This window comes from Thermogladius sp. 4427co, from assembly GCF_051933805.1.
Classification (GTDB): Archaea; Thermoproteota; Thermoprotei_A; order Sulfolobales; family Desulfurococcaceae; genus Thermogladius.
In genome coordinates this window covers 933934-951431 of sequence record NZ_CP196893.1, presented here as the reverse complement: position 1 = coordinate 951431, position 17498 = coordinate 933934, and the positions used below count along the sequence as shown (strand labels likewise).

General features: G+C 42.5%; 19 protein-coding genes and 1 tRNA gene. 12 read left to right on the top strand and 8 right to left on the bottom strand.

The window, feature by feature from the left end; all coding sequences use genetic code 11:
- Positions 1-63: 63 nt before the first annotated feature.
- The 4 genes from ACSU1N_RS05480 to asd are packed head-to-tail and all read left to right on the top strand — an operon-like array spanning position 64 to position 4280.
- Positions 64-1089, top strand: coding sequence for a homoserine kinase (locus tag ACSU1N_RS05480; protein ID WP_440060289.1), 1026 nt, complete (start codon positions 64-66; stop codon positions 1087-1089).
- The gene (locus ACSU1N_RS05475) at positions 1076-2098 is read left to right on the top strand and encodes a hypothetical protein (protein ID WP_440059237.1); all 1023 of its coding nucleotides are present in this window, start codon (positions 1076-1078) and stop codon (positions 2096-2098) included. Before ACSU1N_RS05480 ends, ACSU1N_RS05475 begins: the two co-directional genes overlap by 14 nt.
- Positions 2095-3216, top strand: a complete 1122-nt coding sequence (locus ACSU1N_RS05470) for an amino acid kinase family protein (RefSeq protein ID WP_440059236.1) — start codon at positions 2095-2097, stop codon at positions 3214-3216. Before ACSU1N_RS05475 ends, ACSU1N_RS05470 begins: the two co-directional genes overlap by 4 nt.
- Positions 3213-4280, top strand: a complete 1068-nt coding sequence (gene asd, locus ACSU1N_RS05465; RefSeq protein WP_440059235.1) for an aspartate-semialdehyde dehydrogenase — start codon at positions 3213-3215, stop codon at positions 4278-4280. The genes ACSU1N_RS05470 and asd overlap by 4 nt, the downstream gene beginning before the upstream one ends.
- 7 nt (positions 4281-4287) lie before the next feature.
- Here the strand turns inward: asd and ACSU1N_RS05460 are convergent, their stop codons facing one another.
- Both ACSU1N_RS05460 and rimI read right to left on the bottom strand, forming a co-directional pair.
- Positions 4288-5451: a cystathionine gamma-synthase family protein gene (locus ACSU1N_RS05460; RefSeq protein ID WP_440059234.1), complete on the bottom strand. Its 1164-nt coding sequence runs from the start codon at positions 5449-5451 to the stop codon at positions 4288-4290.
- A gap of 58 nt (positions 5452-5509) precedes the next feature.
- On the bottom strand, positions 5510-5953 hold the full coding sequence (gene rimI / locus ACSU1N_RS05455) for a ribosomal protein S18-alanine N-acetyltransferase (RefSeq protein ID WP_440059233.1): 444 nt from the start codon (positions 5951-5953) through the stop codon (positions 5510-5512).
- 162 nt (positions 5954-6115) lie between these two features.
- Between rimI and ACSU1N_RS05450 the strand changes: the two genes are divergently transcribed.
- The 5 genes from ACSU1N_RS05450 to ACSU1N_RS05430 all read left to right on the top strand — a co-directional run bounded on the left by ACSU1N_RS05450 (position 6116) and on the right by ACSU1N_RS05430 (position 10920).
- Complete coding sequence (locus ACSU1N_RS05450) at positions 6116-7135, top strand: BMP family lipoprotein (protein WP_440059232.1); 1020 nt, start codon at positions 6116-6118, stop codon at positions 7133-7135.
- A gap of 42 nt (positions 7136-7177) precedes the next feature.
- A complete protein-coding gene (locus ACSU1N_RS05445; protein ID WP_440059231.1) occupies positions 7178-8758 on the top strand; it encodes an ABC transporter ATP-binding protein in 1581 nt (526 codons plus the stop codon).
- On the top strand, positions 8746-9810 hold the full coding sequence (locus tag ACSU1N_RS05440; protein ID WP_440059230.1) for an ABC transporter permease: 1065 nt from the start codon (positions 8746-8748) through the stop codon (positions 9808-9810). Before ACSU1N_RS05445 ends, ACSU1N_RS05440 begins: the two co-directional genes overlap by 13 nt.
- Positions 9811-10743, top strand: coding sequence for an ABC transporter permease (locus ACSU1N_RS05435; RefSeq protein ID WP_440059229.1), 933 nt, complete (start codon positions 9811-9813; stop codon positions 10741-10743).
- Positions 10744-10810: 67 nt separating this feature from the next.
- Positions 10811-10920 (top strand) — tRNA-Met (locus tag ACSU1N_RS05430).
- Here the strand turns inward: ACSU1N_RS05430 and ACSU1N_RS05425 are convergent.
- Together ACSU1N_RS05425 and ACSU1N_RS05420 are read right to left on the bottom strand one after the other, a co-directional pair.
- Positions 10902-11684, bottom strand: a complete 783-nt coding sequence (locus ACSU1N_RS05425) for a competence/damage-inducible protein A (RefSeq protein WP_440060288.1) — start codon at positions 11682-11684, stop codon at positions 10902-10904. The genes ACSU1N_RS05430 and ACSU1N_RS05425 overlap by 19 nt on opposite strands.
- Complete coding sequence (locus ACSU1N_RS05420) at positions 11674-12204, bottom strand: nicotinamide-nucleotide adenylyltransferase (RefSeq protein ID WP_440059228.1); 531 nt, start codon at positions 12202-12204, stop codon at positions 11674-11676. Before ACSU1N_RS05420 ends, ACSU1N_RS05425 begins: the two co-directional genes overlap by 11 nt.
- Positions 12205-12327: 123 nt before the next feature.
- On the opposite strand from ACSU1N_RS05420, the gene ACSU1N_RS05415 reads away from it, so the two are divergent.
- Positions 12328-13509 carry a DUF763 domain-containing protein gene (locus ACSU1N_RS05415; RefSeq protein WP_440059227.1) on the top strand — a complete coding sequence of 394 codons (1182 nt, stop codon included), beginning with the start codon at positions 12328-12330 and terminating at the stop codon, positions 13507-13509.
- 10 nt (positions 13510-13519) lie between these two features.
- On the opposite strand, the gene ACSU1N_RS05410 is transcribed toward ACSU1N_RS05415, so the two are convergent.
- Genes ACSU1N_RS05410 through ACSU1N_RS05400 form a run of 3 tightly spaced genes read right to left on the bottom strand, consistent with a single transcriptional unit; the run spans position 13520 to position 14817 of the window.
- The gene (locus ACSU1N_RS05410; RefSeq protein ID WP_440059226.1) at positions 13520-14362 is read right to left on the bottom strand and encodes an XdhC family protein; all 843 of its coding nucleotides are present in this window, start codon (positions 14360-14362) and stop codon (positions 13520-13522) included.
- 6 nt (positions 14363-14368) lie between these two features.
- Positions 14369-14632, bottom strand: coding sequence for a hypothetical protein (locus ACSU1N_RS05405; RefSeq protein ID WP_440059225.1), 264 nt, complete (start codon positions 14630-14632; stop codon positions 14369-14371).
- Between the two features lie 44 nt (positions 14633-14676).
- On the bottom strand, positions 14677-14817 hold the full coding sequence (locus ACSU1N_RS05400; protein WP_440059224.1) for a hypothetical protein: 141 nt from the start codon (positions 14815-14817) through the stop codon (positions 14677-14679).
- Between the two features lie 31 nt (positions 14818-14848).
- Between ACSU1N_RS05400 and ACSU1N_RS05395 the strand changes: the two genes are divergently transcribed.
- Positions 14849-15865: a DUF401 family protein gene (locus ACSU1N_RS05395; RefSeq protein WP_440059223.1), complete on the top strand. Its 1017-nt coding sequence runs from the start codon at positions 14849-14851 to the stop codon at positions 15863-15865.
- A 9-nt stretch (positions 15866-15874) separates the two neighbouring features.
- On the opposite strand, the gene ACSU1N_RS05390 is transcribed toward ACSU1N_RS05395, so the two are convergent.
- Positions 15875-16024, bottom strand: coding sequence for a hypothetical protein (locus tag ACSU1N_RS05390; protein WP_440059222.1), 150 nt, complete (start codon positions 16022-16024; stop codon positions 15875-15877).
- A gap of 327 nt (positions 16025-16351) precedes the next feature.
- Between ACSU1N_RS05390 and ACSU1N_RS05385 the strand changes: the two genes are divergently transcribed.
- Positions 16352-17497 (top strand): AAA family ATPase, encoded by a 1146-nt coding sequence (locus ACSU1N_RS05385; RefSeq protein WP_440059221.1) that lies wholly within the window; start codon positions 16352-16354, stop codon positions 17495-17497.
- Position 17498: the final 1 nt, after the last annotated feature.

Sequence of the window (17498 nt, the reverse complement as noted above, 5' to 3'; positions counted from 1 at the left end):
AATCAACTATCGTACAAAGGGGGAATAAGAATACGGGATAATCGTATATAGAGATATATTTAAATTCCGAATTTTATTAAATACCAAATATTAACAGGCGGCTGGGGGGGGGTAGAAGCTAATGCACCCTATGCGTGTAATTCGAGAATAGTTGTCAAAGCACCAGCTTCTATAGCTAACTTAGGTCCTGGTTTCGACGTGGTAAGCGTAGCTATTGGGAAAATTTTTGATACAGTGGAAGTTGAATTATCGAAAGGGGTTGGGGAGATAAGAGTTGATGCTGAAGGGAGGGTTCCATCAGGTTCCGAGAATGTCGCATATGTAGTCGCACGATTAGCGCTAGATATGCTACCTATTCTAAAGCAATGTAACATAGTGATAAGAGTCAAGAAAGGTGTCCCGGTTGGAGCGGGCTTAGGGAGCTCGGGCTCTACTGCTGCTGCCGTATCCTACGCACTATCGTATCTAGCCGGTAGCGTGGACGATAGGCTATTACTAAAGCTGGCTGCCGAAGGAGAAAGGTTTGTTGCAGGGGATGTGCACTACGATAATGTTGCTGCCAGCTTGTTCGGAGGCCTGGTGGTTGTAGACGTTGAGAATGTGAATTGCTATAGAATTGAATTCTCGAGAGATGTTCACGTCGGAGTGGTCACGCCTTTCATGGTGAATGGAATCCTAGACAGGAAGAAGACCGCTTACGCTAGAAAGCTACTGCCCGAAACAATAGACCTTAAGACACACGTAAAACAATCCTCATTGCTAGCACAACTCATATATGCTGCGGTCAAAGGAGATATCAGGCTCCTAGGCAGACTAGTCTCAAAAGACTATGTCGTTGAACCATACAGATCTAAACTGATACCATATTATTTTGAAATGAAAGAACTAGCATTGAGAGAAGGAGCGTACGGTTTCAATATAGCTGGGGCCGGGCCTTCTGTGTTTTTCATACATGAATCGCAAGACGAAGTCCTGAGGATCGGTGGAGTACTAAAGGATTTTTTGAAAACTAGAGGTATTGAATCCACGTTTATTCAAACCTTTTTCTCAAACACAGGTGTCGAGGTGATCAGTTTTGAAACAATTTAGAATAGTAATAGTAGGCTTCGGAAATGTGGGGAGGAGCCTAGTTAAAACAATACTGCTTAAAGATTCTATCATAGAAAAATATGGAATTAATCTGTCTATAGTGGGATTAGTCGACTCGAAGGGAATGGTTTATAAACCGGATGGATTTAAATCATTCGAACTCCTAAAGCTGCTTGATACACCTAGGTCGAGCCTTGGAAGCGTAGAAGGTGGAAGACCATACGTAGATTTGAAAGAACTCTATTATAATACAGCCCCTAATATACACGTCGAGTTAACACCGGCTAATTATGATACAGGAGAGCCGGGTCTCAGCAATATTAAGCTAGCGCTTAGTAATCACTCACATGTTGTAACAGCTAATAAATCGCCCCTGGTAATAGACTTTAGGGGAATTACGGAACTAGCTCGCTCCAAGGGTTTAAGAATTAAATATTCCGCGACCGTGCTCGGAGCATCGTCTTTCATAGCTCTACTAGAGCATATGAGACTTCAGAATATCGTGAGAGTTAGAGGGATCTTGAATACTACGTCTAATATCATTCTTTCCGCGATGCACGAGAAACTTGTAGAACTGGACCAGGCTATTGCTGAAGCAACAGCTGCTGGAACCGTTGAGAAAGACGTGTCGGTAGATATAGACGGGTTGGACGCTGCCGCTAAATTAACTATAATATCGAATATAGTTGGCAAACCGATCGATTTTAAGAGAATTGAGAAGACTAGTCTCCGCTCCCTTAACCTTAGAGACATAGCCTCGGCTCTCAAAGAAAGGATGAAGTGGAAGCAGATAAGCTATATGGACTTAGAGAAAGGGGAAGCCAGGGTAGGGCTGGAAAAAGTTGATGCGAGAAGCCTATTCTACAATATTGATGGGGCCATGAACGCTGTACTAGTAGAGACAGATGTTGGAAACTATTTCTTTGCTGGTAAAGGAGGCGGGGGTGTGGAGACTGCCCATACTGTGGCGAACGATATTCTCTCTATATGTACTGAGGTGTTTGAATGAAGAAGGCAATAGTTGTTAAAATCGGCGGATCTCTCCTAAAAGACCCGACATCTTATTTGAGGGCGGCAGAGTTCATAGCTGAAGTAGTTGAAAAAGGATATAATCCTATAGTAGTGGTTTCAGCAGCAAAAGGTGTTACAGACGAGATCATAAAGGCCTTCGAAGAAGGTATAGAAAGATTCAAGAGGGTTATAGAATACTACTCAGATTTGGCTCACAGCCTAGGCGGAGAGAAGCTGGTTAGAGAGATATATGTCCTTGCTAGAAGACCTTTGAAAATCCTCGAGAAAGGAGTTTTAGATGAGGCTATGAGGGATCTTCTATTAGCTTTTGGTGAAAAAGCTAGTAAGATAATATTTGTCAACGCTTTACAGACCCTGATAAAAAACGTAGCAGGCGTGTCTTCCGAAGATTTCATCATTACAAACTGCTCACATGGGAATGCCCATATAGATTTCGAATCTACTAGACCAAGGATACAATGGCTTATTAAAAACGCTGTCGAAAACAATTTCATACCTGTTATCGAAGGCTTTACCGGTATGGATGAGAAAGGGCATATTACAACGCTTGGAAGAGGGGGTTCGGATTATACTGCTACAGCAATTGCTGCCCTAGGAGGAGTCGAAGAAGTATGGCTTATAACTGAGGTCAAAGGCGTGTATACGGCAGATCCTTCGATGGGTGTTAATCCTAGAATAGTTAAAACAATGAGCTATAACGAAGGAGATGAAGCAGCAAGACACGGGGTTAAGAGATTTAACGAGAAAACGTTCCATCCGCTGAAAGCATACCCGGGTCCTGTTGTGAGAGTTGGCAGCTATGAATCTCTTGGGACGACGATCACCCGAGAGATTAATAGAGAAGATATGAAGCCTAAAATTATTCATTCAAATTACTCTATAAGTGATTCATATATCGCGATTATAGGCGAAATCGTTGAAAGAGGTGCTTTGTTAAAGAAAATAATTGAATTGTTAGAAAGCGAGAATATTGAGATAAAAGGGGTTGAAATGCATGTTAATAGACCCTCGATCCTTGTATATATAAGCAAAGATAATATTCCTAAATCTATAAAAATAATACATAAAGAACTAATAGATAGGGGTGCTCTATGATGAAAAGAGTAGCTATTTTAGGTGCGACCGGGCTTGTAGGGCAAAGATTTATACAATTATTATACAAACATCCATGGTTCGAGATAGCTGTGCTCCAGTCATCGGGCAAGAGCGCTGGTAAAACATATGGGGAGAGCGTTAAATGGGTTATTGACACAGATATCCCCGTAGAAATCTCCCAGCTGCCTGTCGAGCCCTTGAACGCGGAATCAATTGTAAAAGAAGGTATCGATATTGTTTTCTCAGCCTTGCCTTCGGAGATCGCAACCGACGTAGAGAAAGAGCTTGCCCGCAGAGGACTAATCGTTATTTCCAATGCCAGCCCAATGAGGATGGAACCAGATATTCCATTAATCAACCCTGAGGTTAACGCAGACCATATCGAAGTCTTAGAAATTCAGAGGAAGAAGCGGGGCTGGAGCGGTGCGATTGTAAAAGTACCTAATTGCACCACATCTATATTTACGCTTTCATTAAAGCCCTTATACGATGATTTCGGAGTTAAAAGGGTAGTAGTATCCTCTATGCAGGCTATTTCAGGAGCCGGGTTAACAGGCTTACCTTCAATGTTTATAATGGATAATTTAATCCCGTATATTGAGGGCGAAGAAGAGAAAGTAGAAGAAGAATCTACCAAGATATTTGGCAGCTTAGGAAGTGATGGCATTCTACACAATAATAATCTTCTTGTCTCGGCAAGCTGCCATAGAGTCATGGTTTTAGAAGGTCATACAATAGCTGTTTTTGCCGAACTCGAGAAGAAAAATGCTGCTATAGAAGATATTGTTAGAGCAATGGAGGAGTTCAAGGGAAACAAGATTAAGGGACTCAATCTGCCTACGCAACCCGAGAAACCGATTATTGTAAGGAGGGAGTTAGACAGGCCCCAGCCTAGGCTTGATAGATACGAAGGTAGGGGGATGAGTGTCGTTGTCGGGAGAATTAGGCATGATAAAGTATTCAATGGTGTAAAATATATTGTTCTCGGGAGCAATACTATAAGAGGGGCTGCCGGAAACGGTGTGTTAATTGCTGAATTGCTAGTTAGGAAAGGTCTTGTTTAAATACGATTTATTTTTCCAATGCCTGACCTATATCTTCTATAAGATCATTAACATCCTCTAACCCTACGGAAAGTCTAACCAAGTTCTCGGTTATACCAAGCCTACTCCTTAAACTCTCAGGAATATACATACTGCCAGCTTTTGCAGGTAAAACAGCTAGAGATTCCGTACCCCCTAGGCTCGGCGCTCTCTTAACTATTTTCAGATTCTTCATAAACCTTATAACGTCATCATACCTCCCTCTTATTCTAAAGCTTAAGACTCCCCCGTAGTAGTTAGTAGCAAAAATCTTTCTAGCGATAGGATGATACTCGTCTTTATCTAAGCCAGGATAGTGGACTTTCTCTATCTTGCTGTGTTCGGCGAGGAATTCTGCGATAGCCTTAGCTGTCTTAGAAACCCTCTCAAACCTTACCTCGAGAGTCTTGAGGCCTCTGAGAGTCATGTATGCTTCAAACGGATTCATAATAGTGCCTGTCATCCTACGCCAATCCCATAACTCCTTCACAATCCTACTGCTAGTGAAAACAGCTCCACCAATAACATCGTTATGGCCAGCGATGTACTTTGTAAGACTATGTACAACGAATTTCGCCCCTAGCTTTAAAGGCTTAACGTTTATGGGTGTTGCGAAAGTATTGTCTACAATTAAAACAATATCTTCTCTCTCCTTGACAAAATCACCTAGTTTTCTAAGGTCTATTACTTTAAGGGTAGGATTGCTCATTGTCTCTACAAATATTATTGCCGGGCTATTACCTACTTTATCTATTATCTCCTCCGCTGAGGGAAAAGCTAATTCAACACGACACCCTATCTTTTCCGAAAGCTTCTCGACAAGTAGGAGCGATGTACTGTATATCTCTGCCGACAAGATTACTTTAACTTCGCGTTTTAGCAGATAGAGGAATAATGCTGTCTCGGCAGCCATTCCGCTATTGAAAACTAGTGCATCATCAGATTCTTCAAGGGAAGCTAAAGCCTTCTCTAAAACTCTTATGGTTGGATTCTCCTCTCTCCCATATCTTATGTATGTCCCTCTATCAGTATACCTAGCGAGTCCCAAGTCGAAATCGATATACTCGTATACAACCCCCATGTATATAGGTGGGATGTAAGAACCGTATTGGTCGCTGAACTCCGGGTTCACAAGCCTGGTTCCAAGCCTCATGTAAACCCCCTGTGTTAGTAAGTTGCTCAGAGACTTTAATATGGATACATCCGACCTTTTACTCCTGGGGAAGACATTTCTCCATTAAATACCCGTCGACACTACCATAGTATTTCTCGAGAAGGGAGATAATCCTATACCCTTTCTTAAGGTATAGGTTAAGTGCCTTCCGATTATTTACCGCGACCTCTAAGTAAATGCATACAGCCCCTCTAGATTTAAGCAGTCTCTCAAGGCTGTCGAGGAGCATACTACCTATTCCTCTATTCTGCCATGCGGGTTTAACCGCTATAGATACTATATGCCCTATCCTATCCTCAATAAAACCGGCAGCATATCCTACCACCTTCCCACTAATTTCGGCTACAATAAATATGTTGCCTGGGAGACTTGCTATCTGTTCAAATACGTATTTGTCGTAGGCTTTTTCCGGAGGAAAACACTCTTTTTCGATCTCGAGGATCGTGTCGAGATCTCTCTGCTCGAAAAAACGGATTTTCAATTGCGGGAACATTCAACACGCCTTAACTGGTGTCTACATATATTAGTTACCGATTTATATATATTGAATCAATCTTATAACTTTTGGTTCTATATATGGAATTATACAAAAATGAAACCTTTATATATATGGTCAACATAAATATACATATAGGTAGAAATTATGAGAAACACTACTCTAATCGCTATTATTATCGCTGTAGCCGTAATAGCAGGTGTAACAGGGTATTATTTAGCTAGTCTCCGCACTACTCAAACTACGACTCCAACCCAAGTTTCTATCGCTTTCATATTCCCAGGAAGCATAACCGATACCGCCTGGAATGAGGCAGGCTACCAGTCAATGCTTGCTTTTGTCGGCAGCCACCCCGACGTTAAATATGCTTGGGTACAGGGTGTATACGATCCAACCCAGATTATAAGCGTTGCGAGATCATATGCTCAGCAAGGATTCAAGCTAATAATAGGAGTAGGCTTCCAGTTCGGACCTCCCTTTGCCCAGCTAGCCAACCAGACTCCCGGGGTTTACTACCTAGCGATCGCAGGAGCTAAAGAGTATGTAGGCCCCCAGGTTAGCGGTGCTAATATAAGGACTGATCAGTCATGTTTTGTCGAGGGGTTTATAGCAATCCAAGTTTCTAAGACCAAGCAAATCGGTTATGTAGCCGGGATGAATGTATCCGAGTTAGGCCTGTGCGAAATCGGTTTGAGAAACGGTATTAAATACGCTGGATACGACCCTGACAAAGTACTACATGTAATATATACAGGAGATTTCCACGATGTAACTAAAGCAAAGTTGGCAACTGAGAGCCTAATACAGCAATACCATGTAGATGTTATCAAGTCGATGGGTGACGGAGTCCAATTAGGCGCTATAAGTGCGGTGAAGGAATTTCCCGGCGTCTTGATAATGCCTAGTTCAACCTATCATCCGGAGATGTATGCCGAGCAATTGCTAGTAGGAGAAGTTTGGGACTGGAGCGCTGTTTACAGCCAGTTCTATAATGACTATATCTCGGGGAAGCTGGCTCAGGGCGGAAAGTATTATTGGGCTAATTTAGAGAACGGTGGCATAAAGCTGATACAAGGTCCTGCGTGCCCACAGGACTTGTGGAATAAAGCACAGGATATAATTAGGGGTATAATCAATGGAACCATATCAACTGGTTTCACACCTTAATCCTATTTTTCTTTAAAACATTCCTCCGAGGTTGCTTACCAGATGCCTGGTTCAATATGTGAACCAGTAGTTGAAATGAGAGGTATTGTGAAAAAATTTCCAGGGGTTGTAGCAAACGATCATGTAGATTTCAAAATCTGTAGAGGAGAAATAGTTGCCCTGCTTGGAGAAAATGGAGCGGGTAAGACGACTCTAATGAATATATTGTATGGACTTTATCTTCCTGATGAAGGCTCGATATACGTCAATAATGTGAAGGTAGTTCATAGATCTCCTAAAGACGCAATAAGAAACGGGATAGGAATGGTACATCAGCATTTCACGCTCGTAGAAGATCTATCTGTCGCAGAGAACATAGTTTTAGGAGCTGAAAACTTCAAAGTATTCTATGATACAAGCAAACTAGCAGATATGATAAGAGACTTTATGAGAGAGGTAGGTTTATTTGTAGACCCGCTGAGAAAAGTTTACGAGCTTTCAGCTAGCGAGAAACAGAAAGTAGAGATACTTAAAGCACTGTTCAGGAAAGTGCAAGTCCTAGTGCTAGATGAACCTACCTCAGTATTGTCTCCTATAGAAGTAAAAGAACTGTTTAAGACTCTTAAACAACTGAAACAAAAAGGGATCTCAATAGTTTTCATAAGCCATAAATTAGATGAAGTTCTCGAAATAGCTGATAGAATAGTCGTTATGCGAATGGGTAAGGTGGTAGGAGAGGTTGAAAGAGAGAAAGCCAATGTAAAACTCCTAGCGAAACTAATGATAGGTGCGGATCATTTCGTTATTGAATCATACCAAGACAAGAATAAGGATGTTGGAGGCATTCTCCTCCAGGTAGAGGATTTGTGGGTTAAAGGCGAGAGAGGTGAGGATGCTGTAAAAGGTGTTAAGCTTATTGTTAAGCAGGGAGAAATAGTTGGTGTTGCCGGTGTTGCTGGAAGTGGTCAGAGAGAGTTAGCAGAAGCACTGTATGGTTTAAGAAAAGTGTGGAGAGGGAGGATAGTTTTTAACGGGCTAGACATAACCAGTAAGCCTGTTGAAGAAAGGATTAGGCTAGGCATATCCCTAATCCCAGATGAGAGATTAAGATATGGGATCGCACCAGACCTCCCAGTATACGAGAATATTTATCTTGAAAAGATTTACTACAAAAACAGAATCGGCTTCATAGAGAGAATAGGATTGAAGCCCCTAGATAGAAAAACAATGATAGAATATGCTGAACAGATTGTGAGAAAATACAACATTAAAACCCCTAACGTGTTTGTGAATGCTGGTAAACTATCAGGCGGGAACATTCAAAAACTTATTGTTGGAAGAGAGATTGAAAGAAACCCCCGACTGCTTATCGCGAACGAGCCTACCGCAGGACTTGATATAGCTGCTACCGAATACATCCGTAACACTCTTATAGAGCTTAGTAAGAAAGGTATCGGGATATTACTTATATCAAGCGATCTACAGGAGGTTCTATCTCTAAGCCATAAAACAGTTGTGCTTTGCAATGGTGAGGTAATGGGTGTTTTCAAACCAGGCAATATTAGTATTGAAGATATTGGTCTAATGATGACTTGTTCGAAAAAGATGTCGCTGGAAGAGGTTGAGAAAGCATGGGTTATGTAGTAAGGATTAGACCCAGGCCTGTGAGACCAGCCATCTTAGTAATAGCCCCTGTTATAAGCTTCCTTTTAGCGTTTCTCGTTGGAGGCGTTTTAATGGTTTGGGCCGGAGTAGATCCTATCAAAGGGTATTCTGCGTTCCTCCAAGGCTCTCTCACAACCTTTCCGGGATTCATGCAAACATTAATCCAAGCAACATTATTTATGTTAATGGCTTCAGGCATAGCTATATCTAATAGGGCTGGCGTATTGAATGTAGGTGCAGAAGGCCAATATATTATCGGCGCGATATTAGCAACGTATATCGCAGTAAATTTGCAGGATAGGTTAAATGATGGTTTGGTTGTAACACTAGCGGTTATAGCAGCTGCTATAGGCGGTGCTTTATGGGCTCTGATAGCAGGTGTCTTAAAAGGCTACATGAATATAAACGAGGTTGTAACAACGGTAATATTAAACTGGTTAGCTTATAGAATCCTACAATGGATTTTAAGAGGACCTCTCAAGTTGCCCAGCCCACAATTATATCCGATGTCTCCACCTATAACAGCTGTTCTCCCAGTACTCGAACCTTCTTCAGGTTTAAACGCCGGCTTGATAATAGCAGTGTTGCTAGCTGTCATTTCATACTTCCTATTGTTCCATACCGAAGCCGGATTTAAAATACGGGTAATGGGCTCGAATCCTGATTTTGCGAGATATGCCGGGATAGATGTGAGAAAGTGGGTTTCTATCAGCATGGCTTACAGTGGGGCATTAGCCGGAATCGCTGGAGCTGTTGAAGTAGTTGGAAATCTTCATTATCTATTTGAAGGCATATCCATAGGGCTAGGGTATACATCTATTATTGTATCACTTGTAGCAAGAGATCACCCTCTCGGGGTCATAGCCGCTTCGATAATGTTCGGCACTATATATAGCGGTTCGTCATTCCTTCAGATAGCTACCCATCTCACATACACTTTCTCGAAGGCGATAGAAGGCTTTATATACCTTTTCGTGCTTATAACAACTCTCTTCGCTTATTATGAGGTAAAAATTATAAAGGTGAAATAAATGAGCTTGGATAGGATAGTGACATCTATTCTATCGCTTGGTGTGACTCTTACAACACCTCTAGCTATAGCAGGCATAGGGGAAGTTATTAGCGAGAGGGCAGGGGTTATTAATCTAGGCATCGACGGGATTATGCTTCTAGGCGCTTTCGCAGGATATCATATAGCGTTAGTTAGCAGTAATTACTATCTCGGGTATTTAGCTGGAGTCGCTGTCGGGCTCTTAATGGGTCTGATACTAGCTGTTTTCTCAGTATACCTTAAATTAAATCAAGCAATCACCGGAATGGGCCTTTACTTTATAGGCTTCGGTTTATCCGACTTTTTGTATAGGACTATTTACGGAATGAGAGAAGTCTACATTAGCCCCCCTCAGTCGATAAGCATTCCTTTGTTATCCGAGATACCTATTGTAGGGCCCTCGCTATTCCAACAGTTGGATATGGTGTACTTCTCATATATCTTGGTCATAGGAGCATGGATACTATTATATCGTAGCAAAATAGGTTTATGGATTAGAAGCGTTGGCGAGAACCCAAAGGCAGCTGATACTGTTGGAATCAACGTCGACCTAATGCAATTGGTTTCAGTGCTAACCGGTTCAGCACTAGCGGGGTTGGCAGGTGCCTTCTTAAGCATAGGGATCACACAGGTATTCTACGAGAATCTAACGTATGGTATAGGTTTCATAGCAATAGGACTAGTATATTTCGGTAAATGGGATCCGGCGAGAACATACATTGGCTCACTCATATTTGGTCTCTCATGGTCTATTGCGATCTCGGCTCAAAGCTACTTCAATGCTATTGGAAGACCAGACCTCGTCTACTTCCTACTAGCTCTCCCATACTTAGCTGTAACATTGTCCTTGATAGTAGTCTCTAGGCAGGCGAGAGGTCCTAGGTGGCTTGGCAAACCATATATCAGAGAGTAGCTTTTATCCCTACGTATTTGAATGGAAAAGGTATATAAAAGCTGGATTGTTAAAATATAAATGAACCGCCGCCGTAGCTCAGCCCGGCTAGAGCGCCGGACTCATACGGGTTGAATAACCGGGGTTGGAGGCCCAGGGGAGATCCGGTTGTCCCGGGTTCAAATCCCGGCGGCGGCACTTTCTACGCATTCCCTAGGCATTTCAATATCCTCTACAATTACAGACTTGGAAACCTCCTGGATCAAACCCTTGAGTCTACCGCAGGCGTCCCTAACGTCTCTCCCGTAGACAATAATCGTTAACCTGACCGGTTTCTCGGCGTGGGTTTTTATATAAACGCCTTCTCTTCTTCGAAGATACGATATCAACCTGTCTACCTCTGCCTCGACTAGGTGTCTTGTTCGCACGAAGGCTTTAACGGAAACCCTGCCTGTCATCTCCTGGAGTAGTGGCTCAACGTATTTCTCGAACATATCTTTCATCTCTGCCGGAACCCCTGGGAGCGAGACCAATATCTTATCGCCTACTTTTACTATGAACCCGGGTGATACTCCTACATCGTTGGGTAGAGCCTTAGCGTTCTCGGGTAGATAAGAGGCTTTGATAAACTTGTTTGCTTCACTACCGTACCTGCTTGCTATCATTCTAAATGCTTCCTCGTTGAATACTAATCTCGAGCCGATAGAGCTAGCAATAGACTCGGCTGTAATATCGTCTTCTGTAAACCCTAGCCCGCCCGTCGTTATCACGAGGTCTGAGAATTGTAGAAGGGTTTTCACACCCCATTCTATATCCCCCCTGCTATCTGGTACGACAATCACCCGTACTACTTCGAAACCTAGGTCTGTCAGTTTCTTGGCAAGCCAGTTCGAGTTAGTATCTAGTGTAATGCCTTTAAGGATCTCGCTTCCAATAACCAGTATCGATGCTTTAACCTTCAAACCTCTCCCCCCTCATCGATATTCCTAGATTATACAGTGAACGAACCCTCTCAACCCCGTTTACCTCTTCTATGAATTCGGCGACACCCGATGGGACAAGCCTTTTCCAATCGCCTCCTTCAGCCATGAGCTTACGCACTATGCTACCGCTAACGCCTTCAACTACTGGCGTAGTACCTGTTTCCAAGCCGTAGTTTTCAAAAAGCATTCTAACAAACCTGTTATTACTGAATACTCGCTCCACCCTAGGAATATAGTTAAGGACATGACGGGGCCATTCGAAATTACTGGGGATATTGTCTACAGGCACTATGTAAACCCTGTTATACAATTCCCCGAGACCTCTCTTGACCATTTCTATTCTCTCGCCAGCTGTAAACGGGTTGTCTAGCGTATAGCTGTATTGAGCAGCCGCTATAACTATAACGACCTCGTCGTATACTCCGAGAATATACTCTACGCTCTTTAAATGCCCGTTGTGGAAAGGCTGGAACCTGCCTATGAAAGCAGCTCTTCTCAAAACGAGAACACCTTCATCTGTTCTCACGAGGACGTAATATACATAACCCGGTTTATAGAGTGTTTTTAGATAAATAGGGTTTGTAGATAATATAAGAAATTAAGAACCTGGAAGATGCAAACCATGTCCCTGGAGGGAATATCAGAGCTCCCTCTACACGAAGGTTCTGTGCCAGCCTGGCTGCTGAAGATAATGGAGAGAATGAGCGAATCCATCCTTAAAATCATGGTTGACGAATACGGTCCTGATAAGGTCGTTGAGAGATTCAGCAACCCCTTCTGGTTTCAAGCATTTAGCAATATTATAGGCATGGACTGGGATAGCAGCGGGTCTACAACCGTGCTGACAGGCGTTTTGAAAACAGTTACCTGGAGAAGTAATGAGCTAGGATTCCTAGTGCTTGGGGGTAAAGGTGAAAATGCTAGAATGGTTCCAAAAGAAATACCGGTAGCCGTGAGAAAACTAGGTCTAGACGAGGGTCTAGCAGCTAGGATCGAGAAAGCCTCTAGACTTATCGCCAAAATAGATTCGAGCCTTTTCCAAACAGGGTATTCCCTATACCATCACGCTTTATTCTTATCAGAGAGTGGGAGGTGGAGTATTGTCCAGCAGGGTATGAATACTGAAGCTAAACTGGCCAGGAGATTCCACTGGAAGCATGATACGACATTCTTCAGCGATCCCCATGAAGCTGTTTCAGGCGTTAAGACTGAAAAAGTTATCAATATGGTTAGCTCCGAAGCCGAGGGATTGAGGAGAGTATTAAACGATCTACTTAGAGAGGATCTAGGCAGGATCGTAAGGCTCTATTCCGAAGCCTACAACTCTGTTAGAGGACAGACAACCCTGATGAATTATCTTACTGAAACAGGTTCCGGCGCTGTCTTCAAGCTAAATTATCGTGGTAGGGATATCTCTGTCTACACGCCTCTGCCGAATCCTTTTGAATTATACAAGTTATTTACTAAGATAGATGTCGAGATTGATGGGTTGGAATCCTTTGTATTGATAAAAGGAGTAGGACCTAAGACGATGAGGGCTCTAGCCCTGGTTAGCCACTTGATCTATGATGAACCGCCTTCTTTCAACGACCGGGTTGATACACCCTTCGACCCATTTGTATACTCCTATGCGATCGGGGGTAAGGACGGGGTTCCGTACAAGGTTAGGAGGAGAGAGGCTGAGGAGGTTGTTGAAACTCTCGAGGATATTGTAAATAGGTCTAGGCTTGGAGACAAAGAGAAGTTGAGAGCCCTTAGGAAACTGAGAGAGCTCAAGATTAGGATCGTTGGGAAATACATTTAGTAACATGATGCTATTTTATTAGAATATTCGATATATCCATGGAGTTAACTGGTATATTACACTGCTTCCTAACACATATGACTTCCGCCAGGATGCTTACAGCGATCTCCTCCGGGGTATCGCTACGGATATCTAATCCAGCAGGCATGTGGAGCCTTCCTTTGAAATCCTTAAGGTCATAGCCTTCGTCTAACAGTCTTTTAATCATCCACGAACACCTATTCCTGCTACACAAAGCCCATATATGGCCTGGGAATTTCATTTCAACAAGCTTTTTCAGAACCTGGTAATCCGTCTCTACCTCGCCGTAGGCTATTATAAAAATATCGTTCTTCCCGAACTCGAGCTTACCTACTTCCTCAGGGAGTTTACCTACTATTGTTTTCTCCGCGTACGGGTATCTCAGCGGGTTCGCCAACTCTTCTTTTTCATCCATTACTACGACCCTAAACCCTATCACATTTGCGATATCGGCTATCGGCTTTCCAACATTCCCTCCCCCGGCTATTATTATCCTAGGAGCTGGATGTATTACGTTTATAAATACCTGTACAATTCCTCCGCATAACTGGTTTGTAGGTATCGCATCACTAGGGATATTATCCCTCCTCAAAGCCAGCTTAAGGAGCTTAGGCTTTCCTTCCCTGAGAGCCTTAACCGCTTCCTCATATATTATATTCTCGAGGCTTCCTCCACCTATAGTCCCATATTTAACTCCATCTTCAGTAACTACCAGTTGGGCACCAATATCCCTGGGCCCGCTACCCTCTTTTGATATAATTGTCGCTACCGCTACAGACTTGTTTTTCATTAGTTCTTCAACTATTTTATTATAGACAAACTCGGGCCTCAACGCGTTCTACACCTCTTCAACTACCTTAATACCCCTGATCGACAATAGCCTTCTAATAAGCCTCATATCGCTTTCTGACAACTCTTTACCTAGTTTTATAATTACAGAGAAACCGCCCTGGCCTATGACCGGTGTCCCGTTGAAGAAATATGCTGGCTGATAACCCCCTGAGACAAGTATAGGGTTTATATCGTTTAATACGTCTTGGATATCCCAGTGGGAGTATGCTTCTTGTATTACTAAGGTATTCTTACCTAGTCTCGCTATCATGGAAAGCCCTATAGTATCCTATTTTAAAATCCTGTTCTTATAGATTAGCCCTGGATTTCCATCCAATTCAACAGTGAGGGAGAAATGCTAGCGTCAATAGCCTTCATAATAGCCATTAGCCTAATGATCATACTGTTATTAACAGGGTTTAAGCCGTATGTCACTGTCTCCCTTTCGCTACTCATATTCTCTCTCCTAGTCTATAAATTAGGATTTTTGAAGATATGGTTTAACGCTTTCAACTATAATTTTCTAGCTACTCTAGCAGCGTTAATAGCTTCAATGTATCTCGCAGAACTATTCAAAACAACAGAGTATTCCAAGAAGGCTGTTGAAGCCCTTGAAACATTAAATCCCAGGCTGGCCGCAGTAGGTATTCCAGCCCTAGTAGGGTTGCTACCGATGCCTGGGGGAGCATATGTTTCAGCAACTCTTGTAGATAACGTCTATAGGAAGAACGGGTTAACCCCTGAGTCTAAGACCTTTCTGAATTTCTGGTATAGACATATATGGATAACGGTATGGCCGCTATACCAGGGAGTTCTCATAGCATCTTATATCCTCGGCTACGATGTTAAAGAGATCACCCTGAGGAATCTGCCTATAATGGTTTCTAGCATAGTAAGTGGTCTACCCTTTGTATATTTACTAATGAGGAAAACCCGTAAAAGCAATAACGGTAGGATAAGTGATATAATACATTTCTGGCCTTTCGCAGCTATAGCAATATTGAATCTAGGGCTGAATCTAAGCGTGTATGCTTCGGTGACCATAGTAATCGCAATTTATTCGATTATATACAGAGTGGGTTTAAGCCAACATAAAGACGCGTTAAAATACAGTCTTTCACCTAGTATAATACTTCTCGTTGTGGTAAGTCTGATCTATGGCTATGCTATCGCCAACAGTAATCTAGCTTACGAAATAGGTAGTTTTATAAAACCGGTTGAAGCCGGGTTATTCACTGTAACAGCTCTCGTTGTCATAGCAACAGGGTTCGAGTTCACTTTCAGCTCGATAGCATTCCCTGTATTCAAACCCTATATCAATACACAAAACATGTTTTACGGATTCCTAGGGGGCTTCGTAGGCAGTATGCTAAGCCCTGTCCACACATGCCTCGTACTCTCATCTGAATATTTTGGGTCCGATCTTAAGAAAACATATAAATACCTTATCCCTGCAACAATACTCTCAGTTGTAATCGCCATGCTTATAAACAAATTCTACTAGGCTAAATCGCTATGTTTCGGCTTCAGCCATAAGCCTTGCTTTCCTCAAATCTGGAAACCCTAAGATGCTACCTCTCGAAGTAGTTGCTGAAAGCCTTATCCAAGCCCAGTAGATAGACCTCCTCTTGAAATGTCCCCGCCTAGGCGTCTTCCACACCATTAGACAATTGTATACGCATATGTATTTAAAGAATCGGGTTAGATGTAAAATACCTCGTTTAAAGTTTTCATGGCCGCTCAATGATTAAGAACTACAACGTGTACTACAGCAGCATACTTGCCCAACATGTATCTTTCAGCTAATTCATTGTGCTATCTCAAGCCTATATAGTCTTTGGCTCGAAAGGGTTACCCGGCGACCCTCTTGTATCCTACAATAGTATTTTCCCTTAGGCGATAAAGAGATTGGAAAAGAAGGAGGCTTGGAACGAAGACGGATTAAGAATAAATGAGAGTCTAATTCATTAAAAGATAAATTGGTGTTTCAATGAACAGCAGTGTACAGGAGTTGCTCGATAAGGCTAGAAGTTTTGTCAACGAACTTTCCAAGCCATTTGTTGGGAGAGAAGAAGAGTCTTTGGTTGTGGGCCTTGGTATATTCACAGGAGAACACGTTATTCTCATCGGGGAGCCTGGTACTGCTAAATCAGCACTAGCGCGGAGGGCAGCCGACCTCGTCAATGCCAGGTTTTTTAAGTATCTTCTCACAAAGTTCACAGAGCCCGATGAATTATTCGGCCCCCTAGATATTAGTGCTTTGAGAGAAGGGAAGTACGTTAGGATTACGAGGAATAAGTTGCCTGAAGCCGAGATCGCGTTTATAGACGAGATATTTAATGCAAACTCCGCGATTCTAAATACTCTTCTTACATTAATGAACGAGAGAATAATCTACGACGGGTATAACGAGATTAAGGTCCCGTTATGGACGCTGATATCCGCCTCGAACAATGTACCAGATGAGCCGGAGTTGCAAGCATTATACGATAGATTCTTATTCAGGCATTTCGTTAGACCGGTATCCGAAGACAAATGGGGCGAACTTCTCGAAGCATCGTGGAAGATTGAACGCGGGGAATACGGGGATACTAAACCTGTTTTAAGCATGAGCGATATAGTCGAGATAAACAAACTGGTCTTATCCGTTGACATTAGCGGTGTGAAAGAAAAATTGCTTAGAATCTTCGCGATAGTTGAAGACCAGGGTATACATGTAACAGATAGGAGGAAAGGAAAGTCCCTGAAAGCTATTGCGGCAATGGCGATTTTGAATAAGAGGCTTAAGGCTTCAGAAGAAGATTTGATAGCCTTAAAATACGTTCTAGCAAGGGATAGAGAAGAATACGAGAAGATATACGCAATATTATTAGAAGAAGTGAAAACAAGCGAGAAAATACTCAGGGAATTATCTGAGATCGAGACTAATGTAAGAGAGACATTCAAGTTTGTCAACAGGCTCTCAGACCTAGACCCTAGGTTAGTGGACTATCTCAGGAGTTTCGAATCGGTTAGAGAAAAGGTTAGAAGATTATCGAACGAAGTAAGCGATGATAGAATTAGAGAAAAGGCTTCGAACCTGATAGTTGAAATAGATAATTTGCTGGATCTGATAAAGAGAAAACTCACGATATAGT